This window comes from Synoicihabitans lomoniglobus (assembly GCF_029023725.1).
Lineage (GTDB): Bacteria > Verrucomicrobiota > Verrucomicrobiia > Opitutales > Opitutaceae > Actomonas > Actomonas lomonigloba.
The window spans coordinates 2,692,428-2,716,675 of sequence record NZ_CP119075.1 but is presented as its reverse complement, the minus strand read 5'-3'; the positions used below and the strand labels follow the sequence as shown (position 1 = coordinate 2,716,675).

25 protein-coding genes, 1 tRNA gene and 1 other RNA gene are annotated in these 24,248 nt (G+C 59.8%); 14 read left to right on the top strand and 13 right to left on the bottom strand.

The window, feature by feature from the left end:
• Positions 1-49: 49 nt before the first annotated feature.
• The 3 genes from PXH66_RS10725 to PXH66_RS10715 all read right to left on the bottom strand — a co-directional run bounded on the left by PXH66_RS10725 (position 50) and on the right by PXH66_RS10715 (position 3,677).
• The gene (locus PXH66_RS10725) at positions 50-1,117 is read right to left on the bottom strand and encodes a glycosyltransferase family 4 protein (protein ID WP_330928102.1); all 1,068 of its coding nucleotides are present in this window, start codon (positions 1,115-1,117) and stop codon (positions 50-52) included.
• The gene (gene asnB, locus PXH66_RS10720; protein ID WP_330928103.1) at positions 1,114-2,982 is read right to left on the bottom strand and encodes an asparagine synthase (glutamine-hydrolyzing); all 1,869 of its coding nucleotides are present in this window, start codon (positions 2,980-2,982) and stop codon (positions 1,114-1,116) included. Before asnB ends, PXH66_RS10725 begins: the two co-directional genes overlap by 4 nt.
• A gap of 140 nt (positions 2,983-3,122) precedes the next feature.
• Positions 3,123-3,677 carry a DJ-1 family glyoxalase III gene (locus PXH66_RS10715; RefSeq protein WP_330928104.1) on the bottom strand — a complete coding sequence of 185 codons (555 nt, stop codon included), beginning with the start codon at positions 3,675-3,677 and terminating at the stop codon, positions 3,123-3,125.
• A gap of 19 nt (positions 3,678-3,696) precedes the next feature.
• On the opposite strand from PXH66_RS10715, the gene PXH66_RS10710 reads away from it, so the two are divergent.
• The 5 genes from PXH66_RS10710 to PXH66_RS10690 all read left to right on the top strand — a co-directional run bounded on the left by PXH66_RS10710 (position 3,697) and on the right by PXH66_RS10690 (position 6,880).
• Complete coding sequence (locus PXH66_RS10710) at positions 3,697-4,596, top strand: NAD-dependent epimerase/dehydratase family protein (RefSeq protein WP_330928105.1); 900 nt, start codon at positions 3,697-3,699, stop codon at positions 4,594-4,596.
• Positions 4,597-4,668: 72 nt separating this feature from the next.
• Complete coding sequence (locus tag PXH66_RS10705; RefSeq protein WP_330928106.1) at positions 4,669-4,977, top strand: YbaB/EbfC family nucleoid-associated protein; 309 nt, start codon at positions 4,669-4,671, stop codon at positions 4,975-4,977.
• A 16-nt stretch (positions 4,978-4,993) separates the two neighbouring features.
• Entirely contained in the window at positions 4,994-5,593 is a 600-nt protein-coding gene (gene recR, locus PXH66_RS10700; protein WP_330928107.1) for a recombination mediator RecR, read from the top strand.
• Between the two features lie 56 nt (positions 5,594-5,649).
• Positions 5,650-5,723, top strand: a tRNA-Gly gene (locus PXH66_RS10695).
• Positions 5,724-5,821: 98 nt separating this feature from the next.
• The gene (locus tag PXH66_RS10690) at positions 5,822-6,880 is read left to right on the top strand and encodes an acyltransferase family protein (protein WP_330928108.1); all 1,059 of its coding nucleotides are present in this window, start codon (positions 5,822-5,824) and stop codon (positions 6,878-6,880) included.
• Positions 6,881-6,887: 7 nt separating this feature from the next.
• Here the strand turns inward: PXH66_RS10690 and dxs are convergent, their stop codons facing one another.
• Both dxs and xseB read right to left on the bottom strand, forming a co-directional pair.
• Positions 6,888-8,834, bottom strand: a complete 1,947-nt coding sequence (gene dxs / locus PXH66_RS10685) for a 1-deoxy-D-xylulose-5-phosphate synthase (RefSeq protein WP_330928109.1) — start codon at positions 8,832-8,834, stop codon at positions 6,888-6,890.
• Positions 8,835-8,865: 31 nt separating this feature from the next.
• Entirely contained in the window at positions 8,866-9,117 is a 252-nt protein-coding gene (xseB, locus tag PXH66_RS10680; RefSeq protein WP_330928110.1) for an exodeoxyribonuclease VII small subunit, read from the bottom strand.
• Positions 9,118-9,337: 220 nt separating this feature from the next.
• On the opposite strand from xseB, the gene PXH66_RS10675 reads away from it, so the two are divergent.
• From PXH66_RS10675 to PXH66_RS10640, 8 genes are all read left to right on the top strand, one after another.
• Positions 9,338-11,101, top strand: coding sequence for a proline--tRNA ligase (locus tag PXH66_RS10675; RefSeq protein WP_330928111.1), 1,764 nt, complete (start codon positions 9,338-9,340; stop codon positions 11,099-11,101).
• A gap of 76 nt (positions 11,102-11,177) precedes the next feature.
• A complete protein-coding gene (locus PXH66_RS10670) occupies positions 11,178-11,483 on the top strand; it encodes an ATP-dependent Clp protease adaptor ClpS (RefSeq protein WP_330928112.1) in 306 nt (101 codons plus the stop codon).
• On the top strand, positions 11,470-11,928 hold the full coding sequence (locus PXH66_RS10665; protein WP_330928113.1) for a DUF2017 family protein: 459 nt from the start codon (positions 11,470-11,472) through the stop codon (positions 11,926-11,928). The genes PXH66_RS10670 and PXH66_RS10665 overlap by 14 nt, the downstream gene beginning before the upstream one ends.
• Before the next feature lie 23 nt (positions 11,929-11,951).
• Complete coding sequence (locus tag PXH66_RS10660) at positions 11,952-12,452, top strand: hypothetical protein (RefSeq protein WP_330928114.1); 501 nt, start codon at positions 11,952-11,954, stop codon at positions 12,450-12,452.
• Positions 12,453-12,494: 42 nt separating this feature from the next.
• Positions 12,495-12,675, top strand: a non-coding RNA gene (gene ssrS / locus PXH66_RS10655) — 6S RNA.
• Positions 12,676-12,685: 10 nt separating this feature from the next.
• Positions 12,686-13,024 (top strand): DUF1516 family protein, encoded by a 339-nt coding sequence (locus PXH66_RS10650; protein WP_330928115.1) that lies wholly within the window; start codon positions 12,686-12,688, stop codon positions 13,022-13,024.
• A gap of 16 nt (positions 13,025-13,040) precedes the next feature.
• Positions 13,041-15,227: a DNA polymerase domain-containing protein gene (locus tag PXH66_RS10645; RefSeq protein ID WP_330928116.1), complete on the top strand. Its 2,187-nt coding sequence runs from the start codon at positions 13,041-13,043 to the stop codon at positions 15,225-15,227.
• Positions 15,228-15,308: 81 nt separating this feature from the next.
• Complete coding sequence (locus tag PXH66_RS10640; protein ID WP_330928117.1) at positions 15,309-16,688, top strand: Gfo/Idh/MocA family oxidoreductase; 1,380 nt, start codon at positions 15,309-15,311, stop codon at positions 16,686-16,688.
• A 97-nt stretch (positions 16,689-16,785) separates the two neighbouring features.
• On the opposite strand, the gene PXH66_RS10635 is transcribed toward PXH66_RS10640, so the two are convergent.
• The 5 genes from PXH66_RS10635 to PXH66_RS10615 form a co-directional block, all read right to left on the bottom strand.
• Positions 16,786-19,026 carry a xanthine dehydrogenase family protein molybdopterin-binding subunit gene (locus tag PXH66_RS10635; protein WP_330928118.1) on the bottom strand — a complete coding sequence of 747 codons (2,241 nt, stop codon included), beginning with the start codon at positions 19,024-19,026 and terminating at the stop codon, positions 16,786-16,788.
• Positions 19,027-19,042: 16 nt separating this feature from the next.
• Entirely contained in the window at positions 19,043-19,519 is a 477-nt protein-coding gene (locus PXH66_RS10630; RefSeq protein WP_330928119.1) for a (2Fe-2S)-binding protein, read from the bottom strand.
• 79 nt (positions 19,520-19,598) lie between these two features.
• Entirely contained in the window at positions 19,599-20,141 is a 543-nt protein-coding gene (locus tag PXH66_RS10625) for a DUF5069 domain-containing protein (protein ID WP_330928120.1), read from the bottom strand.
• 133 nt (positions 20,142-20,274) lie between these two features.
• Positions 20,275-20,661 (bottom strand): SpoIIAA family protein, encoded by a 387-nt coding sequence (locus tag PXH66_RS10620; protein WP_330928121.1) that lies wholly within the window; start codon positions 20,659-20,661, stop codon positions 20,275-20,277.
• Positions 20,662-20,804: 143 nt separating this feature from the next.
• A complete protein-coding gene (locus PXH66_RS10615) occupies positions 20,805-21,425 on the bottom strand; it encodes a PEP-CTERM sorting domain-containing protein (RefSeq protein ID WP_330928122.1) in 621 nt (206 codons plus the stop codon).
• Between the two features lie 352 nt (positions 21,426-21,777).
• On the opposite strand from PXH66_RS10615, the gene PXH66_RS10610 reads away from it, so the two are divergent.
• A complete protein-coding gene (locus PXH66_RS10610; RefSeq protein WP_330928123.1) occupies positions 21,778-22,251 on the top strand; it encodes a TspO/MBR family protein in 474 nt (157 codons plus the stop codon).
• 190 nt (positions 22,252-22,441) lie between these two features.
• Here the strand turns inward: PXH66_RS10610 and PXH66_RS10605 are convergent, their stop codons facing one another.
• From PXH66_RS10605 to PXH66_RS10595, 3 genes are all read right to left on the bottom strand, one after another.
• On the bottom strand, positions 22,442-22,957 hold the full coding sequence (locus PXH66_RS10605) for an alpha/beta fold hydrolase (RefSeq protein ID WP_330928124.1): 516 nt from the start codon (positions 22,955-22,957) through the stop codon (positions 22,442-22,444).
• Positions 22,958-23,183: 226 nt separating this feature from the next.
• Positions 23,184-23,537, bottom strand: a complete 354-nt coding sequence (locus tag PXH66_RS10600) for a hypothetical protein (protein ID WP_330928125.1) — start codon at positions 23,535-23,537, stop codon at positions 23,184-23,186.
• 92 nt (positions 23,538-23,629) lie between these two features.
• The gene (locus PXH66_RS10595; protein ID WP_330928126.1) at positions 23,630-24,229 is read right to left on the bottom strand and encodes a thioredoxin family protein; all 600 of its coding nucleotides are present in this window, start codon (positions 24,227-24,229) and stop codon (positions 23,630-23,632) included.
• Positions 24,230-24,248 lie beyond the last annotated feature (19 nt).

Sequence of the window (24,248 nt, the reverse complement as noted above, 5' to 3'; positions counted from 1 at the left end):
GACGTAGAGGAAAGGAGGCACAAGGACCATTGCGCGTCAGATCAGGAGTTTAGATGGATGCAAGCAGAGGCTTGAGCCGATCACGGAATATTTCGAATGAGAAATGTTTACTGTAAGTTTGGAGCGCGGCGCGTGACCAATTTTGCTGCATCACGCGGCAGCATGCCGTGGCCAACGCTTCCCGGTCACCCCAACCTGCTAGCTCGCCGACTTCTGGCACGACGAGTTCGGGAGCGGCCCCGGCGTTGGCAGCGACACAAGGCACGCCGAGAGCCAAGGCCTCCAGATAGACGAGTCCGAATCCTTCGTCGCGACTGGGGAGGGCGAACAGTTGGGCCGATCCGAGGTGATGCGCCAATTCGTCGTCGGGCAGGAACCCGGTAAACTCGACCGCGCCGGGCGCGACCCGGTTGGCCAGCTCTTCCAATCGAGCACGATCGTCGCCTTGACCGATGACTCGAAGCCTTGCAGCAGGAATGTTTTTCTGAATCAACGGAAGCGCTTCAATCAGTTGATCGACACCTTTGTAGCGGTCCGCGTGGGAGAGTCGTGTGAGTGCGACGATTGACCCCGTTTGTGTAGCGGGCAGCGAGGTCTCTGGCCGTAAAGGATCGAGGCAATTCGGCAGAACATGCATCTGCTGGTCGGTCAATGTCGGGCAGGCAGATTGCACGCGTTGTCGCGTGTGTTCGCTTACTGCCAGTATGCTGATCCGTCGGGCCATTTTGCTCCGGGACTTGGACCAAGGTTTCCATAATTCGATGCCGTGGGCGACCAATGCTACCCGTAAGGACGGTGCTAGTTTCTGACAAATCGCAGCCAGTGGCAACAGATTAACGTGACCGCAAATGATGAGATCGAAGCGGTGGGCCAATAGCAGAAACCTCAGTGAAAAACTCAGGCGCTTGCCTCTGCCAGCCAACTGTTTGACCAGCGATTTCGAGGCGTAGTCTTTCGGTTGGCTCGAAGTTGGCGGCGTATCGTTTAACGCTGCCAGTCCCACTTCGCCGCCTTCGGCGTCGGCGATCTCGCACAACGCTTTCAGGTATAGCCGCATCATGCGTTCGATACCACCTTCGGATGCGAAAACGGCCGGGGCGAGTAGCAGCGTTCTCATGCCGACGATCCTCGGTTGAGAAACGCAACCAAAACGGCGAGGCTCCAGACTCGCGACCAGTCCTTGTCATCGCTGCCGGCGAGAAACCGCTGCCAATAGGCGACGGTGTTATTCGCGTGAAGCAATCCACTGCGGCTGACCGACGCGGGGGATAGCGTTTCATCGATAAAGGGCTTCAAGGTGGTGCGCATCCAGCGCGGAAAAGGGAGGCTGAACCCTTGCTTGCGCCGATTCATCAACCCGGGCGGCAGGATGTCGGCGACGGCTCGCGTGAGTTCTCCTTTAGGCGTTTTTTGATCAAATCGCAGCTCGGAACGCTGCCGCCACAACCACTCAATCAGTGGTCGGTCCACCAAAGGAACACGGAGTTCCAGTGACGCTCGCATGCTGAATACGTCGCTGTCGCGCAGTAGCACATCAGACATGTAGGTGCTAAGTTCCCAAGCGCTTACGATCTCCTCCGGCGATGCGTCCACCATGCTTTCCCGTAGACCGGCTTGAGCCGGGTGGCTGGTCAGTGCTATCGGGTCGACCAGTAACTGGGCACGGGCATCATCACTGAGCACTTGACGTTGGCGGTCGGCCACGTCGTGCAGGTCACGCGCATGTCGCAGCACATCGGCCAAGCGCCGCGCTCGCGTGCTGCCTCGTGCCAATTGTCGGCAAACGGCTTGGCGCAAAGGTGAAGGGATAGCCTTCCACCAGGGCAACCAGCGGGCGATTTGGGGCGTTTGTTGAAACGTGCCGTAACCACCGAACAACTCATCTCCGCCCAAACCCGATAGGGCAGCGGTGACTCCGCCGGCTCGGGCTGCCCGCGACACGACGAAGGTGTTCAATCCGTCCCCGGTGGGTTGGTCCAACGCATCGAGAAATGCCGGAAGCGTATCCGCCGCTTGGGCACCAGTGAGCGTGATGGGGTGGTGGTCGGTGCCGAAATGTCGGGCGGTCTCGGCCGCCGCCCCCGCCTCGGAGTAAGCGGTCTCTTCAAACCCGATGGAGAAGGTTTTGAGCGGAGCGGAACTACTTTGCGTCATCAGCCCGACGACCAGAGCCGAATCCAATCCGCCCGATAAGAATGCCCCCACCGGCACATCGGCCAAGCGGTGCATGGCGATGGAATCATCAAGCTGGCGACGTAGTTCCGAGGTGAATTCTTTGGCGTCGCCGAATGACGACTTTGTCGCGGCGGTGGGGAAGTTCCAATACTGCTCGATGGTGAACTCGCCGTCGCGCCATACTCCGACTTCTGCGGGACGCAGACTTCGCGCGTGGCGGTAGATGGTGCGAGGCACCGGCACGCCGAGATTACGGAGATAGTCATCGACGGCGACCGGATCGATGGCTGCGTCAAAATGCCCGCTGGCGCGCATGGCGTTCAGCTCGGACGCGAACAACAGTTCGCCATCCCGGATACTGTAGTAGAGTGGTTTGATGCCCAGCGGGTCGCGAGCCAAGTGCAGGGTGTGAGCGGTATGGTCCCAAACCGCCACCGCAAACATCCCCCGCAACCGGCCCAGCACCGAGGGGCCCCAGGTGGCCCAAGCCTGCAACAACACCTCGGTGTCGCAGTGCGTGTTAAAAACGACTCCTCGCGCTCTCAACTCTTCGCGGAGCAATTCGTGGTTGTAGATCGCGCCATTGAAGACGATTTCGTAGCGACCATCGTCCGTGCGCATGGGTTGATGCCCGTGCGCTGGATCAAAAATCGCCAGCCGTCGCATTCCCATGGTGAGATCACCACAGGTGGTCATGCCTGCGTCGTCCGGTCCGCGATGCAGCATGGCAGTTTGCATGCTTTGGACGGCGTTCTCTCGTCCTTCCCGTGGCGTGCGTTGCGACCAAAAACCTGCTATGCCACACATAATGCTTCGCCCCGTCGCTTCCTACGGAGGCAACCATGATCAAGAGCTTGGATTTGGTCTCCCATGAGGAGTATCAAGGAGAGGAGAATTCCCTAGACGATTTCCCTAGTGTTGATGACTTTTCGGCGCGGCGGCGACTCTTAAGAAGAAGCTTGGGCACAAATACTTACCGCGACCTTTTCAGCCAGTTCACGGCCTGCTGTCGACTGCACGACGGTCAGAGCGAAATCCAGGGTGGTTCCGGCACCGCGAGAGGTGATGATATGGCCGTCTATCACGACTTTTTCATCGGCCAGAATGGAGGAAAGTTCGGTCGCGGCGGAGGGATGGGCCGTATAGCGTTTTCCGGCGAGTAGTCCGGCATCGTGCAGCACCAGCGGAGCCGCACAGATTGCTGCGATCCAGCGGTCCGCCGCTACATGACGGCCCAACAATTCCCGCACTTCCAATGAAGCACGCAGGTGTGCCACGCCCGGTCCGCCGGGGATAAACAGCACGTCGAAGACCTCTCCCGGCCCGACCGCGCTCAAGAGTATGTCGGCGTGAACGGTGATCTCGCTGCGGCCAGTGACCGTGAGTTTTGGGCCCAGCGCGGCAGTTTTGACCGTGAACCCGGCGCGCCGCCAGATGTCGATGGGGGTGATTGCTTCGATCTCTTCAAATCCCTCTGGCAATATAACTAATACGGTGGCCATCGTGGCTGCCTTTAAAGCGATGAAATTAGTTTTTGCCCATGGTTTTCTGCAAGGAATGCAACTCTTTGTCGTTGGGGCCGGCTATGTGGGCCGCCGTGTCGCTACCGCCGCCTTACGCGCGGGTGCCTCGGTCACAGCTTTGACCCGTAACCCGGCCACGGCGGAATCGCTGCGCGCGCAGGGTGTTGGCGTCATTGTCGCTGACCTCGCGACGGATTCGTGGCACACCCAAGCACCGGGCAATCCGGACTTCGTGCTGAATTGCGTGAGCTCGGGCGGCGGCGGAATCGCCGGTTACGAACACAGTTACTTAAACGGTGCGCGGTCCCTGCGCCGTTGGGGCGAGTCTCTTTCTCGTCCCGGTCATCTCATCTATACCGGCAGCACATCCGTCTACCTGCAGGATGGCGGAGTCACCGTCGACGAATCGATGCCCGCCGAATCTGGCGAGCCCCGCGCCCGGATTCTACGTGATACCGAAGATACCCTGCGGTCATGGCCGGGACCGTGGACGCTGCTGCGCTTGGCGGGAATTTATGGTCCTGGTCGGCACCATTTGCTCGATGGGCTGCGGACGCGTCATCCCACTGTTCCGGGACGGGGGGGGCATCATCTTAATTTGATCCACGTGGACGATATTGCGTCGGCAATCATCGCTGCGTGGGCGCAGCCGAAAGCGTCAGCGACCCGCGTATTCAATGTCGCCGACAACAGCCGAGCGACCAAAGCAGACGTCGTGACTTGGCTGGCCGACCGGCTGGGTCAGACGACGCCGCCGTTTACGGGAATCAGCGCACCTGGGCGACGGGCGCACATGCCGGATCGCATCATTTCCAATGATTTGCTCAAACGCACCTTGGGCTGGTCTCCGCAGTATCCGACCTTCCGCGAAGGTTATGCGGCGATACTTGAGGCTTGAAGAACCGGGGCCGATCGCGACCCATAGCCGTTTCCAAACTCTTCCCCTTAACCTTTAACACGAAAAACGATCATGGCCGGTGTCGGTAAACTACTCAAACAAGCTCAGAAAATGCAGCGTCAAGTCGAAGCCATGCAGGCCGAACTTGAAGCCAAGGAACTCGATGTCACCAGCGGCGGTGGAGCCGTGAAGATCAAGATCAACGGCGCGGGCAAGTTCCTCGCCCTCGAGATCGACCCAGAACTCCTTAAGGAGGAACCCACGCTCGTCTCGGAAACGTTGCTCGCCGCCGTCCAGGACGCCGCGCAGCAGTCGAAGGACTTCAATGAAGCTCAGATGAAAACCGCGACGTCCGGTTTCCAGATGCCGGGCTTCATGTGAGCGAGAGTCGATCGAAGTGACACCCTCGCTTGAGCATTTGCAGCAGCTGCTGAAGCAGCTCCCGGGACTGGGTTTTCGGTCCGCGGAACGCGTGGCGCTGCACCTGTTGCTCGAAAAACCGGAGCGCCTGCCCGCCTTGGTCGAAGCCTTGCAGGATGCGGCGTCGACGGTTCGACGCTGTGATCGCTGCGGAAACCTGGCGGAGGAAGCGCTCTGTGCGGTCTGCCAGGACGACAACCGCGACCATGGTGTCGTGTGCGTGGTGGAGCAGGTTCCGGATCTCGTCGCCCTCGAACGAAGCGGCGCGTATCGAGGTGGATACCACGTGTTGCACGGCAAGCTGTCTCCGATTCACGGAGTCGGGCCGGAGCACCTCAACTTCACCAGTCTCGGGGAGCGCATGAGATCGGGCGAGGTTCGCGAGTTGATTCTCGCCTTGTCCAACGACGTGGAGGGCGAGGCGACGTGTCACTTTCTCACTGACGAATTGATGCCTGACGACGCCGAAATCGCGGTGAGTCGCATCGGCTTCGGTCTGCCCAGTGGAGGCGGGGTGCTCTATGCCGATTCCGTCACATTGAAAAGTGCGCTCGACGGACGTCGCACCTATTCCTAGTTCGAGATTGCGGCGGCGCAGTGGATCACTTCCAATGCGCCTCGATCGGTTGAAATGCGCCGGTAGTTCATCGGTAGAATGTGAGCTTCCCAAGCTTGAGAGGCGGGTTCGATTCCCGCTCGGCGCACCATTTAACTCGATTTTTGGGGGGATGGTTAAGTTACTTCGAGACGGGCCAGAAAGCACTTCGATGGCGGATCCGCCTCGCAAGTTTGTAAGCCTATTTTGATGACGACCGCAAATTCCGCCTCAGCCAGTCTTCATTCGAGGTCGCGGTTGGATATTCTAGATGTGCTTCGAGGTTTGGCGGCGCTCGCCGTTTGTTTGTTTCATTTGCAAGGCGAGCATCTGTCCCGATGGCCTCTGATTGGAACGTTGTTTTCGCACGGGTATCTCGGAGTCTACGCGTTCTTTGTAATCTCAGGGTATGTCATCCCGTTGTCGCTGCACGGTAAGATCGTTTCAGGTATCGAGTATCGGCACTTTCTGCATCGGCGCTTCCTTCGTCTCTATCCCGTTTACGTGGTGGCTGTCATATTCACGGTAGCGCTTTGGTATGGGTCGAGTTGGGTCCCGGGCTTTCAAGGCAACGCTCCTTCGATTTCCCCATTCGACTATCTGGTTAATTTTACGCTGACGGCGGGTGTGGCGAACCAACCGTGGATTTTGGTGGTTTCATGGACATTGGCCATTGAGGCCCAGTTTTATGTGTTGATCGGTCTATCGATACCGCTGTTTCGCCATCAGACATTTGTGGTTCGGTATGCGACTTTATTGGCATGGGCGTTTATGGCCTTCGTTTCGCCTGACATTGAGTGGGTGACCTCGTATGGACCGATCTTTGGTTTGGGCATCGCCCTCTACATGCGAAGTAAGTCGTTGCTGGGCCGGTCGGCGTTGGGCGGCTATATCCTGATTGCCTTTTTGATTCAAACGCGGAACCTCGGGTGGAGTGTGGTGACCGAAACGGAAGCATGGTCTTCAATCAATCTCACCAGTTATCTTGTTTCGGTGGTCACGATGTTAGCGATTGTGATCGCGAAGGATTTCCGGTCCGCGATTTTGGTGAACGTAGGCCACATTTCCTATTCGCTCTATCTGGTCCATGTGCCCATCGGCGGACGTGTAGTCAATCTGTCGCATCGATTGGGGAACGCTTGGTGGATCGAATTGCTCGCGATGATTACTGCCATTGCGTTTTCGATGGCCGTGGCCCAATTGTTCTACCGGTTTATCGAAGCACCCTCTCATCGCTGGGCCCGAGCGGTTCGAGTGTCGGAGCGTTAGATTCGAGTTAAGCGTCGGCCTCGATCGGGATGGAATGGCGCCGTTGCCAGCGCTGGATAACGCGGTGCCGGATATCGTCCGGAGCGAGGCCGTGAGCCGCTCGCAGGATTTCCACGGTGCTGCCATGCTCGACAAAGTTGTCCGGCCAGCCGATGCGCTCGATGGCCGTGGAGAGATGAGCCTCCTGCAATGCTTCCAATACGGCCGTGCCGAATCCGCCCGTCACAACGTGATCTTCCATCGTCACGATCATGGAAACGGTTTTGGCCTGCTCGATCAGCAGATCGCGATCGAGAGGTTTGGCGAAGCGCGCGTTGACCACGCCGACGGACAGCCCGTCATCGGTTTCGAGTCGCGTCGCGAGTTCCAGCGCTTCCTGCACCATGGGGCCAAGCGCCCAGATCATGATGTCTTGGCCATCGCGCACGACTTCGGCTTTGCCGATGGGCAAGGTTGCGGGCGTCTCTTTAATGGCGACCCCTTGGCCGGCGCCGCGCGGATAGCGAATGAAGCCGGGTCCCTCAAGTTGCAGGCAGGTGTGCAACATATCGACGAGTTCGTCCTCGTCCTTGGGCTGCATGACGGTGACGCCGGGCACGCAACGCAGATAGGCGATGTCGAACAATCCGTGATGGGTCGGACCGTCATTGGCCGAGAGACCGGCGCGGTCCATACAGAAGGTCACGGGCAGGTTTTGCAGCGCGACATCGTGGATGATCTGGTCGTAGCCGCGTTGCAGGAAGGTGGAGTAAATCGCACACACCGGTCGCAGTCCTTTGGTCGCGAGTCCGGCGGCAAATAACACGGCGTGCTCTTCAGCGATGCCAACATCGAAAAACTGTCGCGGGCAGCCTTTTTCGAGATGGGTCAAACCTGTGCCGGCCGGCATGGCCCCGGTGATACCGACCACGCGGGAGTCGGCGAGGGCGAAGCGCGTCAGCGCCTGCCCCATGACGTCTTGATAGTTGGGAGCCGTTCCTTTCGCGGCGGTGCTTTCACCGGTCGCCGGGTCGTAAGGGCTGGCGCCGTGGAATTTCTCGGGTGACTTCAGGGCGGCGGGCAAGCCGCGGCCTTTTTTGGTGATGACATGCAGCAGGATCGGCTGGTCGCATTCCTTGGCGAACTCGAGGTTCTTGATGAGTTCCTCCTGGTCATGTCCGTCGATGGGGCCGACGTAGCGCAGTCCGAATTTCTCGAACAACGAGGACTCCATGAAGAAGTCTTTCGTCTCCCGTTTCCATTTGGAATAGAGCCGGTGCATTTCATTGCCGCCGGGTAGGCTGGTGAAAAAGCGCTCCAGGTCGTGGTGGATCTTGTTGTAAGTCGGGTTGGTCGAAAGCCGGTTCAGGTAATGCGCGATCGCGCCGACATTGCGGGCGATCGACCACTCATTATCGTTGAGAATGACGATGAGCCGCTTGGTCGAAGCCACGACGTTGTTCAACGCCTCGAGGGTCACTCCGCAGGTAAAGGCGGCGTCGCCGCAAACAGCCACGACGTGTTCGTCGGTTCCTTTGAGATCACGGGCGGTGGCCATGCCGAGCGCGGCACTGAGCGCGGTGCCGGCGTGCCCGGCACCGAACGCGTCGTGCTTGCTCTCCGCACGGTAGAGGAAGCCGCTCGCTCCTTCGGTCTTGCGTAGACCGCGGAAGAACTCGCCCGAGCGGCCGGTGAGCAGCTTGTGCACGTAGCCTTGGTGGGCAACGTCGAAGACGAACTGGTCGGTCGGCGTCGAGAACACCCGATGCAAGCCGATGCACAGCTCGACCACGCCGAGATTGGGACCTACGTGGCCACCATTGACGGAAGTGACATCAATGATCTCGTCGCGGATTTCCTGCGCCAGTTGGGGCAGGGCGGCGGCAGGCAGGGCTTTGACATCGGCCGGCCCTTTGATCGAGGGCAACAACGGAGTGTCGGAAAACGGGGCCGCGGGTTCGGCGTGAGGACTCATGTAGTGGCTTTAAAACGAACGAAAGCAGCGGTTAGTCGCTGGATTCCGTGGTGTCGAAGGCGACAAAGCTCACTTTGCCATCCTTTTGTTGTTTAAGTTGTTCGATCTTGATTTCGGCGTTTTTGAGGCGGCTTTCGCATTGCTGCAACAGTTTGGTGCCTTCTTCGAACTTCGCGAGCAGCTCGGCCAAGGGCACGTCGCCACCTTCCATCGCGTCAACGATGTTTTCGAGTTTTTCGAGGGCCTCCTCAAAGGAAGGTTCGACCGCCTTGGTCTTCGTCATAGGGGCCGAACATGCCCCCGCAGAGAGTCATTTCAATGCAATCTTTGCGACTTCGTTTTCACCCTCAAGACGTCAGTCTTGGTTTAACCTTATTGGTTAAAGTATACTCGGGCGCGTTTGAACCGGGACGGCGGTCGACCTTGCAGCTGTTCTTAGCTCAATTCGAACCGAGTAATTACGATTGCCGGGGGAGGGGGGCGGTGCTCTGTTCACCTTTTTTATGAAGTTCTGGTCCGAGTTTTATATCCCTACGCTCAAGGAAAGCCCGGCCGACGCCGAGATCGCTTCACACCAATTGCTGGTGCGGGCTGGTTTGGTCCGCAAATTGAGCGGCGGCCTCTATACCTATATGCCGATCGGACTGCGCGTCATGCAGAAGATCACCCAAATTTGCCGCGAAGAGATCGATCGCGGTGGCTCCGTGGAGCTGTGGATGCCGCACGTCCACCCGGCCGAGAATTGGGAAAAAGGTCCGCGCTGGAACGCCGCTCGCGAAATCATGTTTCGCGCTGATCACGCGGGCAGCGGCAAGAAGGCCGGCGCCGAACCCGAGTTCGTGCTGGGTCCTACTCACGAGGAGGTCATCACCCCATTGGTCAAAGCCGAGGTGAGCAGCTACCGCGACCTGCCGAAGAGCTTTTACCAAATCGCCACCAAGTTCCGTAACGAGATCCGGCCACGCTACGGCCTCATGCGGGCGCGCGAGTTCGTCATGATGGATGCGTATTCGTTCGACGCCGATGACGAGGGGGCGATCAAGGCTTACCACAAAATGAAGGCGGCCTACGAAGCGTTCTTCAAACGCGTGGGCGTGCTCGCCATCGCCGTGGAGGCCGATACCGGCGTCATGGGCGGCAGCTTTTCCCACGAGTTCATGGTGCCCGCCGAGGTGGGGGATGACGACGTCATCTATTGCGAAGAGAGCGGTTACGCCGCCAACCGCGAGAAAGCCACCAGCGGACTCGTCGCAACTGATTTCGTGGTGGCGGAGCCCATCGGTGAGATCGAAAAATTTGCCACACCCGGCGTGACCACGATCAAAGGCCTCGCCCGTGAGCCGCACAACATCCCTGCCGACGAGCAGTTCAAAACCCTCGTCTACATTGGCGACGACAAGCCGTTTTTGGTGCTGTTGCGTGGTTGCGACGACCTCGAAGAAGCCAAACTCGGCACGCTCGGATTTACGTTGGTGCGCCCCGCCACGCCCGACGAAATCACTCCGCTCATGGGTGCCAAACCCGGCAGCCTCGGCGCCGTCAAAGACACGCTCAAGGCGGCCGATCAGCTCGCCGGCGTCTTCGCCGATGAAGCGATCAAACTCGTTGGCAACGGCACGACCGGCGCCAACGAAGACGGCTTCCACCTGCGCAACGTCAATGTCACGCGCGACCTTGCCATCACGGGGTGGGGCGACTTCCGCACGGTGAAGGCGGGCGAACCGTGCCCGACTTGCGGCGCGCCGCTCAAGAGTCGCCGTGGCATCGAAGTGGGCCACATTTTCAAACTCGGCACCAAATACTCCGAGTGCTTCGCAGCGACCTACGTGGACGACCAGAAGCAGTCCCATCCGATGGTGATGGGTTGTTACGGCATCGGCATCAGTCGCACCATGCAGGCGGTCATCGAGCAAAGTCACGACAAGGACGGCATCATCTGGCCCTGGGCGGTCGCGCCGTTCCAGGTGCTCATCGTATTGCTCGACCCGGCCATGGAAGAAGCGGCCACCCTGGCCAAAACGCTTGGCGTGGCGGCCGAGCTCGCCGGGGCGGACATCCTCATCGACGACCGTGATGAACGGCCGGGCGTGAAGTTCAAGGATGCTGACCTCATCGGCGTGCCGTTGCGCATCACTATCGGCGGTCGCGGCTTGAAGAACGGAGTCGTCGAGGTCAAATGGCGTCACGAGTCGGAGGTGGTGCAAATCCCGGTGGCCGAAGCCGCCAGTCGCATCGCTGCACTCGTGGAGCAACCTGCCTCGGCCTAACGAATTGCGGCGGAGATATTGACCAGGGCGGAGGGGCGGCTAACGTGCCGCCTCGAAGCCCTGCTTCCCTTCAAATATGACAGTAGACCAAGCTCAGACCGCGCCCGCCCCCACCGTCGAAACGGAGGAGTCCGAAGCATTGGTGGGTCCTTGGAAAGTGGTGGTGTTGAACGATCCGGTGAATCTCATGAGCTACGTCGTGTTGGTATTTCGCAAAGTTTTCGGCTTCAACGAGAACACCGCGCGCAAGCACATGCTCGAGGTGCACGAGCAAGGGCGCTCGATCGTTTGGTGCGGACTGCGGGAGCAGGCTGAGCACTACGCCTTCGTGCTGCAGCACTGGCATCTCACCGCCATCTTGGAGCGCAATGAAACGGATTGAGGTCAAGCTGAGTCTTGCCGTCGTGGCCCCGCTGCTCGACGTCATCAAATCCGCCGCCGATACCCTGGATGACGAGTTGGCCGCGCCGTTGCCGCTGGAGCAGGTCGCGGAGGAACTGCGCGACGATTGGCGCACGGAATTGGTGGCCGATCAAAACGGCGACGTGTCCGCGCTGCTGGCGTTGTTCGACTCGGATTTCTTTGCCTCGGGCGTCGTCAACTTCGACGAGGACAATGCCGACGCCATCCTGCGGGCCTGCGCGGCGGTGCGCCTGCGTCTGCGCGATCGTTTTCTTGATGAAGTCAGCGATGACATTCTCGAAAGTGGCGATGTCGACCTCGACGATCTTGAGGAAGTCGATCGTCGTGCCTTCATGTGTTACCTGTTTCTGGCGACCGTCCAGGAGTTGGTGATCGAGCATCTCGAACCCTCGGAAGCCGACTGAGCCCGTTGGCCCGTCCCGTTCCCATGGAATCCGCCTCCTGTCACTACTGTGGACTGCCGTTCAAAGTCCGGACGGTGAAACCAGCGGAGTCCGTGTATTGCTGCGCTGGATGCGCCTTGGCGGAGCGCGTGCGCACGGAAGACGGCAACTTTCCGGTTACTCCCGAGTTGATCGTCGGATTGTTGGCGAGTCTGGCGGTGTTCAACCAGGTCCTTTTCGCCGTGTTGGCGTGGCTGATGCAGGACGAAGGCAAAGCGGATTTGGTGCGCCGGTTTGAATGGGGGTCGCTGAGCTTGGGGGCGGCGGCATTCGTGCTTTTGGTGGTCGCGCAGCGGAGTTCCGGTGCGCGCACGCCGTTGGATCTGATTCTGCTCTGCCAATCGGTGTTTCTGCTCATCCTCGGGGTGGGTTTGACCTCGCCGTTTTGCGCCGCCATCGGAACCATCGGCTTACTTGGGTGGAGCGCCCGCGGATTGGTGCGTCGCCGGGCACCGCAGCTTGGCCCCGGCGGTAAAACCGATTGAGCTTAGCATTTGACGAGCAGGCCGCGCAGCCTACGTTCGTCCGACACCCTGCCGTGTTCGAGGTGCCTTTATACTGCTCTTTGCCTTTGAGATACTTCGGGAACCGTAACGTGGTGGTCGATGCCGGGCCGTAAATCGGAAGGCTGAAACTGCTGCGGAAGGTGCCCACCTTAACCTAAAAAGGTCCTGAGCCTTTTGGCATACGGCACAGTGCGGGGTGTAATTTTTTTCCTATGTCGCCGACGTTCTATCATATCCTCCACCTTCTTTCTCTCGTCGTCCTCACGGGCGGCACGTTTTACGGTTTCGCTGGCGCCGCGGATACGCGCAAGAAGGTGATGATATTTTCCGGTATCGCCAGTGTGCTCATGCTGGTCAGCGGCTTCGGGCTGCTGTCCAAGCTGTCCTACGGATTCCCGGGCTGGGCGATCGTTAAGATCGTCTGTTGGCTCGGGCTGAGCGCCTTGATGGGGATCGGCTACCGCAAGCGCGATAAAGCCGGGCTTTTCATGGGCATTATCCTGGCGCTCGTGTTTATCGCGCTGGTGATGGTCTACCAACGGCCGTTCTAAACGGAGCCCACAGCTGATGGCGGACGCACTCTGCGGGATCTGGGTCGATCGGGCAGGGCAGGTTCATTTGGCCCATCGCGCGACGGCCGACGGTGTTTGCGTCGAAAGCGAGGTCGCCCTGCAGCCATTTGCCTGGTTGGACGCCGAACCAGCCGCGGAGTTACTCGATGGTGTGCCCTTGCAAAAGCTCACCGGCGACGGCGCTTTCATGTGGTTGGCCCGACCTCCATCCTTGGATGCCTATGATGCGTTGATTAAACGATTGCGCGGTGCGGTGGCGGTTGACGGCGTGCGCCCGTTGGAGAGTCAGCACTTGCTGGAGACCCGCCAACGGTTGTTTGCCGACGTGAGTTTTGCGGAGCTGCGCCGGTGTCAACTCGACATCGAAACCGCCTCCAGCGGCAACGGTTTCAGCGACGCGACCTTGCCGGACGATCGCGTGCTCGCCATCGGCCTGCGCTTTGGCGATCGCGACCGCACGTTGGTATTGGCGGAGCCCACGGATGCGGCGGAGAAGGCGATGCTCGCAGAGCTCAATGCGGTGCTGGCGGAAGAGGATCCCGATACGATCGAGGGTCACAACATTTTCAAATTTGATTTCGATTTCCTGCGGCTCCGGGCCAAGCGGCTCAAAGTGCCGTGCGCGTGGGGGCGGTTTGGCCAGCGGGCAAACTTTCGACGCAGTCGTCTCAAAGTCGCGGAACGGTGGATCGATTTTCCCCGTTGCGATCTCCCTGGTCGCACCGTCGTGGATACGTTTCTGCTGGTGCAGCTTTACGACATCACGACCCGTGAACTCACGGCGTTCGGGCTCAAGGATGTGGCGGTCCATTTTGGTATCACCTCTGTCGATGGCAGTGACCGCACCTACATCGCGGGCAACAAGATCCAGGATGCCTACGCGTCGGACCGCGCCACGTTTCTCGCCTATTTGGCCGATGACCTGCGTGAAACCAAAGGCATCGCCGATCGCCTGTTGCCCACGTATTTCGAACAGGTTCGCACCTTCCCGATCACCTTGCAGGAAGCCACGCTGCGCGGGACCACCGGCAAGATCGATCTGCTGTTTCAGGAACACTACTATCACGCCGGGCGGTCGACTCCAGCTCCGCCCGAAGTCAAGCCGTTTGAGGGCGGTTACACCCGGAGTTTTCAGGAAGGCGTGTTCAAGCATGTGCTGCACTTCGACGTCGCTTCGCTGTATCCGAGTTTGCTGCTGCACATCGGGCGCAATCCCAAGAACGACGCGCTGGGCGTGTTCATCCCGCTGCTCAAACAACTGCGCGAATACCGGCTGCGCTACAAACAACTCGCCCGCTCGGCGGAGAGCGCCGAGGAACGCGCCGAGGCCGATGCCCGGCAGGCGAGCTTCAAGATTCTGATCAACTCGTTCTACGGTTATTTGGGATTTTCCGGCGCTCGTTTTGGCGACGGAGAGTTGGCGGCGGAAGTCACCCAACGCGGCCGCGATTTGCTGCAAGCGCTGATTGAAGAACTCAGTCGCCAGGGCGCGACGATTCTCGAGGCCGATACCGATGGAATCTATCTTTCCACTCCGGAGTATTTTGACCGGCCGGAGGAGCTGTTGGCCAAAGCCGCGGCGATCCTGCCCGCAGGCATCGAGCTGGAATACGACGGCCGCTACGAGTCGATGTTCTGCTACAAGGCCAAGAACTACGCGCTCTACGATGGCGAGCGCATCACGCTCAAGGGTAGCGCGCTGCGTTCCCGCGGCATCGAACCTTATCTGAAACGACTCAGCGATAGCCTGATTTCACACCTGCTCGGCGTGGGCGGCGAATCGCCTTCGGACCTCGTGGTTCGATTCCGCGACGAGATTCCCGCTCTGAAAACGCCGGTGCAGGAATTGGCCAAAACGGAGATCTTGAGTCAGAATCCGGACACCTACGAAAAGTTCATTGCCACGGGCGGTAAGCCGCGCCGGGCGTCCGCCGAAGTCGCGCTGCAAATGACCCCGCGTCCGAGTATGGGCGACCGCATCAGCTACTATATTTTGCCGCGGCAAAAGGGCCAAACCAGCGACTGGCAGCGAGCGCGGGCGCTGGACGCCTACGATCCGATGATGGCGGCCTACGACCCCAAGTATTACCTCAAAAAACTCGACGACTGGGTGAAGCGCTACGAGCCGTTTCTCGATGCGACCAAACTGACCGGACCGGAAGAGCAGGGGAGTTTGTTTTAGAAAGTTAACGGGCAATCTTTCTGCCTCAACCCACACGGTGTTTGATCGCGTTTCTGGCTGGAAGGGGCAGAGTTCGACCCCGTGATTACCCCTGCGCTAAACCCCTCCTCGCGGCGCACCTTTCTGAAAACCGGTGCCATGGTGGCCGCCGGTTCGATGCTGCCGCGTTTTGCCACCGGAAGTTCCGGCCCATCGGCCCTGCATCGTCTTAACGTTGGTTTCATCGGAGCCGGTGGAGTGGTGAACCAGGCTCTGGATGGATGCCGCGGGGAAAACTATGTCGCGTTTTGCGACGTCGATGAGGATCGCGCTGCTGGCACGTATGCGGCCTATCCGGACGCCCGCCGTTTTCGAGACTACCGGGATATGCTGGAGCGCCTTGAGCACCAGCTCGATGCCGTGGTGATTTCGACGCCGGACCATCATCATTTCGCGGCGGCCTATCTGGCGATATCGATGGGCAAACCCGTCTTTGTGCAAAAGCCGCTCACGCACAATATTTGGCAGGCGCGCACCCTGCAAAAGGCCGCCCATTACTACGACGTGATCACCCAAATGGGCAATCAAGGGCACACCACGGAGGGAATTCGTCTCGTGAAGGAATGGTATGACGCCGATGTGATTGGCGACGTGCGCGAAGTGCACGCGTGGTTCGATGGCCCCAACTTTGACGGACCGTATTTCCGCATGCCGGAATCGTTTCCACCGGCGACTCGTCCGGTGCCCACGGCGCTCGATTACGATCTGTGGTTGGGCCCCGTGGCTCGTCGTGACTACTCTGCGCAATACACGCCGTTAACGTGGCGCGGATGGTGGGACTTCGGTTGTGGTGAACTCGGTGACTGGGCGTGTCATACGTTGGATGCGCCGTTCTGGGCGTTGGATTTGGGCATGCCGGAGCGCGTTTCGGTGGCGGCAATCGATACCGTGCACGAGACATTTTGTCCGCGTTCGTCCCATCTCGTCTTTGAATTTCCGGCGCGGGGCAGCAAGCCGCCCGTGAAACTGCATTGGTATGACGGCGGTGCAGCTCCTGATCCGAAATTAATTCCAGAGTGGCCGGCCGACATGGCGGTGCCTCGTCGCGGCATGGTGATGATTGGCGACAAGCATACGCTCATGACCGGCGCTCGGCCCGACAGTCCCCGATTATTGAATACAGAGCTGTGGAACGATTTTCGTCAGGCGCCGCCGGCCAAGACCATTGCGCGGGTGAAAGGTGGCCCCTTTCAGGAGTGGATTCGCGCCATCAAGGGCGAGGGCCCATTACCGGGCTCCAACTTTGACTACGCGGCAGCGCTTACGGAGATGGCTCACGTGGGTGTGCTGGCTCAACGCACCGGGCGCGATATTGAATACAACGCCGCCACGATGGAGATCACCAACCACGACGACCTCGGCGAGATGATCCGCGAACCAGCGCGCGCCGGTTGGGATTTTGGTCGCGAAGTGTGGCGGTAAAGCGAGCGGGACCTCTTGCCTGTGGCAGCGCCGAGCGCGAGCGAGCTCGCGGCCTACGTCGTTACCGGGTAGACCGCCTGCTTGCAGGCGCTTTCCGTTAGCTCCAGCTGAGATCGGCTTTGTTGAACGGCATGCTGCGAACGCGTTTGCCGGTGGCGGCGAAGATGGCGTTGCCGATGGCGGGCGCGACGGGCGGGAAGACGGGTTCGCCGAGGCCGGTGGTGGGGAAGGGCGTGGAGTGAAAATGCACTTCCACTTCGGCCGGCGTGCCGGGCATGCGCAGCAGCGGGTAGTCGTGGAAATTCGACTGCTGCACCGCGCCGTTTGCGACCGTGATTTCCAGGCCGAGCGCGGTCGAAATGGCATCGACGATCGAACCCTGACATTGGTTTTCCGCGCCACTGAGATTGATGATCGTCTCGCCGCAATCGACGGCTGCCACTGTCTTCTTGATGGTGAGAGAACCGGATTTGGTGACAACCACGTGCGCACCGACGGCGACGTAGCCGAGGTGGCTGAAGTGAAATGCCACGCCGAGTCCTTCACCCCTGGGCAGCTCTGCGCCCCAGTTGATTTTTTCCGCCGCGAGCTTGACCACCGTCGCCATGCGTCCGCCGTGGTATTCGGGCCCGCCGTCGTTGGCCGAGGGTTGGGCCTCGGAGCCCAGCAGGTTGACTTTGAACTCCACCGGATCGGCCGCGGCGGCGTGAGCGAGCTCGTCGAGAAAGGATTGCGTGGCGAATGCGATGGCACACGAGCCGGGGGCCCGCCACCACCCCATGGGCACATCGGTGTTGATGAGGGATTGATCGAGTTTGAAGTGGGGCACGAAGCGACAGGGGAATTCGTCGGAATTCATGCCCGCGCCGCGTCCGGTGTCTTCGTCGCTTTGCACCCCGAGGGTGACAAAGTGATCCTGCCAGGTGACGAGTTTGCCACCGCCGTCGACCCCGCCTTTGAAACGGTGCCAGCCAGCGGCGCGGTAGTGGTCGTGCTGCATGTCCTCCTCGCGACTCCAGGTCATCTTGACCGGCACGCCGGCTTTTTGCGCGATGGCGGCGCATTGCACCATGTAGTCACTGATGAGGCGGCGGCCGAACCCACCGCCGATCCGCGTCATGTGGATGAAGATGTTTTCCTCGGGCACGCCGAGGTTGCCCGCGATCAGACCACGACCCCAGCTGGGCAATTGCGTCGGTGCCCAGATCTCGGCGCGGTCTGCCGTGACAATGGCGGTGCAGTTTTGCGGCTCGAGGTTGGCGTGAGACGCGTAGGGATAACTGTAATACGACTCGACCGTGTGCGCGGCGTTGAGGAACGCCTGATCAACATCGCCGTCGGTGCGGAGATTTTTCTGCGCGGGCCCGGTCGACAACGTGGCCGCGCGGGCCTGAAAATCGTCGGTGCTTTGAGCCGCCACATTGGTGGGGATATCCCAATCGACGAACAGGGCGCGGGCGGCCTTCAACACCGACCACGTGTCCCGACCGAGGATTGCCACGCCGGCGGGGAATTCGTCGATCTTGCCATTGCCTTCGAGCACGAACGCATCGGTCACGCCGGGTTGGCGTTTGATGACGTCGAGATTGGCCGACTTCACTTTGCCCCCAAACGAAGGGCATTTGATATAGGTCGCGTGGACCATGTCGGGGAGCGTCTGGTCGATGCCGAAGAGGGGCTGGCCGGCAAACATGGCGTGATTGTCGACCCCGGGAATGCGGCGACCGAGTATCTTGAAACTGCTCGGCGATTTGAGCGGGGCTTGTTCGGCTTCCGGCACGGGCAATGTCGCGGCGATTGCGACCAGTTCACCGTAGCCGAGCGCACGCGCGGTGCCGGCGTGGTGCACTTCGTTCGACGTCGCATGGCACTCCGAAACGGGCACGTCCCACTTCTGGGCGGCGGCGGTGATGAGCATCGCCTTGGCCGTGGCGCCGAGTTGGCGAAATTCCATAAAGTGCGCCGGCGTGGCACCGGAGCCGCCGGCAATCTGGCGATTGTAGCGATTGTCGAGACCGGCCTGAGTTACCTGCACGCTGGCCCAGTCGACTTCGAGTTCCTCGGCGATGAGCAGAGGCAGGGCCGTCTTGATGCCTTGGCCACACTCGGGGTTTTGCGAGACAATGGTTACCGTGCTATCGGGACTGATACGCAGGTGAAAGTTGGGCGCGAAATCATCGTCACCGGGGGCGGGAAAGGCGGGGTTGGGGTCGGCGGCATGGGCGCGGGGAGCGAGCATGATGCCCAAGCTCAGTCCGGCATAGGCGGCGCCGGTGGCTTTGATGAAACCACGGCGACTGACGGTGGGGAGCGAGGAGGCGGCGTATTCGGTTTTCATGGTCGGCGGCTCCGGGTCAGGCGTTGGCTTTCATCGCGGCTTTTTCGGCGGCGAGGTGAATGGCTTGGCGAATCCGCACGTAGGTGCCGCATCGGCAGATGTTGCCGACCATGGCCGAGTCGATGTCGGAGTCGGTCGGTTCGGGATTACTCGTGAGCAAAGCGGCCGCGCTCATGATCTGACCGGATTGGCAGTAACCGCACTGTGGCACGTCGACCTCGTTCCATGCCTCTTTGACGGCGCTGACGCCGTCGGGATCAAGTCCCTCGATGGTGGTGATGCCCCGGGCTCCAATGGTGGAAACGGGCAATTGGCACGAGCGCACGGCCTCACCATTGAGGTGCACGGTGCAGGCCCCGCAAAGTCCCATGCCGCAACCATACTTGGTGCCGACAAGATTCAGATGATCGCGTAACACCCACAGCAGGGGTGTATCAGGGGCGGCGTCGACGGTCAGGTTCTGACCGTTCACCTTCAGGGTATAGTTGCTCATGGCGGGGAACTGTTGAGGGACTGCGGAACGGGGATGATGAGGAGAGAAAAGCGATTCCGGGTCAACGCCCGGTGGACGGTCAAACTTCGACCGGAGCGCGGGAGCGAGCTTTGACCCAGGCGGCGATGGCGGCGTCATCGTCACCGCAGCGCCAGATCAAATTGAGAAACTCGGCGGGATTGATGTCGTGCGTGCGGAAAAAGTGACGGTCACCGCCGCAGCAATACATCATCGATGCGGGTAGCTCGCCGCGCAGTTTGGCGCGGGCCTTGGGCAGGATGCGGGGAAGCCACGTGATGCCCTCGAGGGTCTCGGACTTGCCCGGCCAGCTGGACGCGTCGGCCACGACGGTGGAGGCAACCGCTTGCTGCACATTGAAAAAGTAGTCCCGGCGGACGGATTCGATCGCGGCAGCGTGGGCAAACCCCGGGGTGCCCTCGCTCACGTCGTCCTCCGCGTAGTCGTAGATCGTCTGGGCGGTCAGTCCGTTGGCGGACAGCCAGGCGGATTCATCGGCGTTAAAGTAGTTTTCCGCGCCGCGTTGGCCGGAGCGGTAGAGCACGACTGCCTTGTCGTAGAGCGTGCGGAATTGGTTGGGAAAATTGAAGTGGGAAGGCGTCATCAGCGCGGATGCTAGAACAGCTCCGCGCCGGACGCAAAACGCCCGATCAGTTTTCGTTGAATTGGCCGGGACCGAGTGCCGATCTCGCCAGCCGAATCCTGCGCGGCGGCGCACGCCGGAACACTGGGTCGGGTTATTGGGAGGGGGATGATTCGCGCGCCCCGAGCCAGTTTTCGGCGTCTACCGTTGCAGTCGGTTCGAAAGCTTTGATTTCCAAGTCCGGGATCACGGCCCCCTCCCACTCGCTCATTTTTCTCACCCACGCTTTTTCGGCGATGACCGCCACACGACTGAAGCGATGGATGACCGGCATCAACTCTGACAATCGTGATAACTCGAGGCGCATGGCTTCGAATGTGGGCATTTGGTAATCGTTCGCGTGGATCAGCAGTTTGCCGTCCTGCATACCGACGCTCTTGGTGACGAAAACGCTCAGCACGTCGTCCATTTCATCGGCGTCAAATTTGCCCTGCAGCAGGATGGCGAGACGGTCGGAATCGGTGCGAGTTATCGAATGCATGGTGATAAGAAGTCAGGGAAAGGGCCACGAGGTTCCCGGAGTGGGGACGTCGCTTAACCAACGCTGACCGCCAATCTGGCATTCGGTTTCCGGTTCAAGCCGCGTGATACCAACGGCCGAACCGTAAACCTGAAGCGCGATCCTTAAACCGCCTCAGCCTGAGGTGACCGCAATTTGCGGCGACGCGTCATTCCCACCAAGCCCATGGCGGCACCCGCCAACAAACCATAAGAGGAGGGCTCCGGCACAGCGCTGGCTGTCGCCAGTCCGAAGGTCATGACCTGACCGCTATTATCGGAATTTGAAGTCGAAAGCGTCAGGCTGCTGACGTTTTCAAAGAGCAGGATACCATTGCCCCAGCCGCCAGTGGTTTGAAATGAACTCGATGTCGGCATGTTGATATTGGTGAGTCCGGAAACGACGCTGAATTCGTGATCAAACTCCCATTCATATCCTCTCCACCAAATCGCGTAGAGGTAGAGGTCACCCGGCTCGGAAAGCGTGACGGTCCAATCGGATAGAGTGTCAAAGGAAACTGTTTGTTCGGTGGCTGATTGAGGGGCGAATGAAAAGTCGGACGTGGTGAGATCGGCCTCGAAAAATCCCGAACCCACCAAGCCCGAAATCGTGATATCAGTCGTGCCAATGGTGCCGGTGGTGGCCGTGTTCCAAACCGCCGAGGTGATCGACTGCGCCGCCAGTGAAATTGCGCCAACGTTGAGGGCGAGAGAGAGCGAGAGGAACTTGAATGTGAGTCGAAACATGAGAGGGAGTGTCGTTGAAACGTGATTGGAACTGAGGCTCGTGCCGTTTGACCAAGTGCGGCCAAATCGAAGCGTGGCCTCACATTCAAAGCGTCGAAAGCGGGCGAAAGGGTTCATATGTCGTGAGAGTTTCTCATTTATTTGCGCCACCCTATGTATCTGCTGCGGGTCGATCCCAAAACTTGGATGGTGCATCCGTTCGATGTGTCGCGAGTATCGCGCTAACGCAGCGTTTCAGCTGCTGAGCGAGTTCGCGACGACCCTGGCCGCTGACAAGGGGCGGGCGACCATGGGCGTCTTTACTCAGGCTTCGTGAGTTGCGAAGTGCGGGCTGCTGCCTCCTAGTTTGGCGATGTCTCGTTGGCTTGCGCTTTTCTTGTTCCTGCTGGCCGCATTCGCCGTGGCCGGTATCGGCGGGGTGGCGACCGCGTCGAGTGTGCGCGAATGGTATCCCAGCTTGGCCAAGCCTCCATGGAATCCGCCGAGCTGGGTATTCGGACCTGCTTGGACGCTGCTCTATACATTAATGAGTATCGCCGCGTGGCGGGTTTGGCTGCGACGCGAGGAATTTGGATCGCTTGCTAACCAGTTGCTGGGGTTGCACGGCGTGCAGCTGGTGTTGAACGCGCTATGGTCGATCCTGTTTTTCGGTCTACGCCGCCCCGACCTCGCCCTCGTCGACATTGTCATCCTACTCACGTTGTTGGTCGTCATGCAGTGCCGACTCGCACGGCTCGATAAACCCGCGGCCAGGCTTTGGGTGCCATACGTCGCGTGGGTGGCGTTCGCCCTGAGCTTGAACCTCGCGATTTGGTGGCTGAATTGAAGCGCCCGTGACTCCGGAGATTCAAACCTCCCCCTTCGGCCCGTCATGCGCGCCCCGTTTGTTCGTATTACGAACAAACGGGACGCGGAAACGGGAGTCGTGGTTCGTTCATTAGGGGCACTTGGAGGCCGCGATCAGACGACGGGCCACTTGTATCAAGCTCGGTTTCACCTGGACCGAAATTGACTCACTACTGCTCCAATCGGGTTAGCGCTTTGGCGAAGGCGGCGAGATAGTTTGGGTGCCAAAGTTCGTGGTCGGCTTTGGCGACGACGGTATAGGTGCTTTGCGCGTAGAAATCTCGAATGGACTCGGCGCGACGATGCATTTGGGCGTCTTCTTTGCGACCGACGAGCACATCGGCGGGCGTAGCGGCGTTGCCTTCTTGGAGGGAGATCATCCAGCGATCAGGCTCGTCATCATCCTCCAGAAAAAAGGGTGAAATGGACCCGAGGATCAGGTGTTTGGCCGTGAGTGCCCCCAGGTGCGCGTAGAGTGCGCCGAGTGAGAATCCCATGACGACTTTGCTCGCGGTTTGAGCGCCGACCTGGTCGAAGATCGAGGTGTTGCCAAATGCTGGTTGGCGACCTTCCCAGCGGATCTGCACAAATTCCGCTTCCCAGCCGCACGATCGCACAAACTCCACGAACGGCTTAAAGCGCTTTTCCGCGCCCGGCATGGGAGGAACAATCGTGAGGAGGGGCATCGTGGCGCAGAGCGAATGCTCGCACGGCGTTTCGTCAATGGCGGACGAAACAAGAGGATCAGGTTCGTTTGATCCAAGGGATTGGGTTGCTCAGGCCGCGGCGCGACGTATGGAGGCGATCTATCCGAGCACGGGAAGTTAACTTTCAAACCCACCTCTTTCGCTGGGTGATTCATCTGAGCCACGATTCGATGCCGACCTCGGGGAGCCAATTGGCAGTCGTAATCTACTGTGGGTTTACGGGTAGGGTGGGCTGCAAAAACTCAGCGTCGCCGGTGGCATCGTTGATCAGCACCCAATACCGGGCCGCGCGCCCTTGGTCGACGGTCATGACGGACCAAACCAATCCGGTGTCGCGGACTTGCAAGGTGATCCACCACTCGACCTCATTCGGCACGTCGAATCCGTGGGCAACAATCTGGTCTTTGGCCGTTTTTTTCACCCAGGAGAGCGACAGTTGTGGACTCACCCATTGGTCGGTTTCGGCCGCATCGATGGTCACGGTCGAACACCCCGTTTGCAAAATCACTCCAATGAAGAGCAGTCCCAAACAACGAGGTATTGAAGTTCTGAAATCCATGGCGCGGATGCAGAGTATATGACGCCGCGTTTCGGGTTGTCGACTGTGACAGTCCGTCGAATTGAGCCCCCCATAACGGGAGGAGAAATTCTCTAAATCAAATCGCAGGCGTCGGCCGGCATCCAGTGGGCGTCCTTGCCGTCCCACTTCACATTGCAACCAATGGGATTTGTCTGCGGGGTGCCGACCGGGCGGCCCGCCACCACATCTTCGAGCGCGTTTGCGAGATCGTTGACTGTGATATCGGCGGCCACTCGCGGGCTGTCGGTGCCGCGTCCCGTGTAAACCAAACGTCGGGCGGTATCGAACACGTAAAAGAGCGGGGTGCGCAGCGCGCCATACGCCCGGGCTACATCCTGGCTTTCGTCGTGCAGGTAGATCCACGGAAACTGATGCTGCGCCATGCGCTCGACCATGTGGGCGAACGAGTCTTCCGCGTAGGTGTTCACGCTGTTGGCATTGATGCCGACGAACCGCACGCCCTGACCCGCAAAACGCTCGGCGGTCTTGCGCGTCACCTCGTCGGACCCGGTGACGAACGGGCAATGATTGCAGGTGAAAAACACGACCAAAAACGTGGCATCCGCGAAGTCGGCGAGCCCGTAGGTTTTCCCATCCGTGGCCGGCAGTCGAAAGTCTGGCGCGGGCGCCCCGAGATCGAGAGTGAAGGTGTTTTTAGCGGCGGAGCTCATGAGACTGAACCTGCCCCTA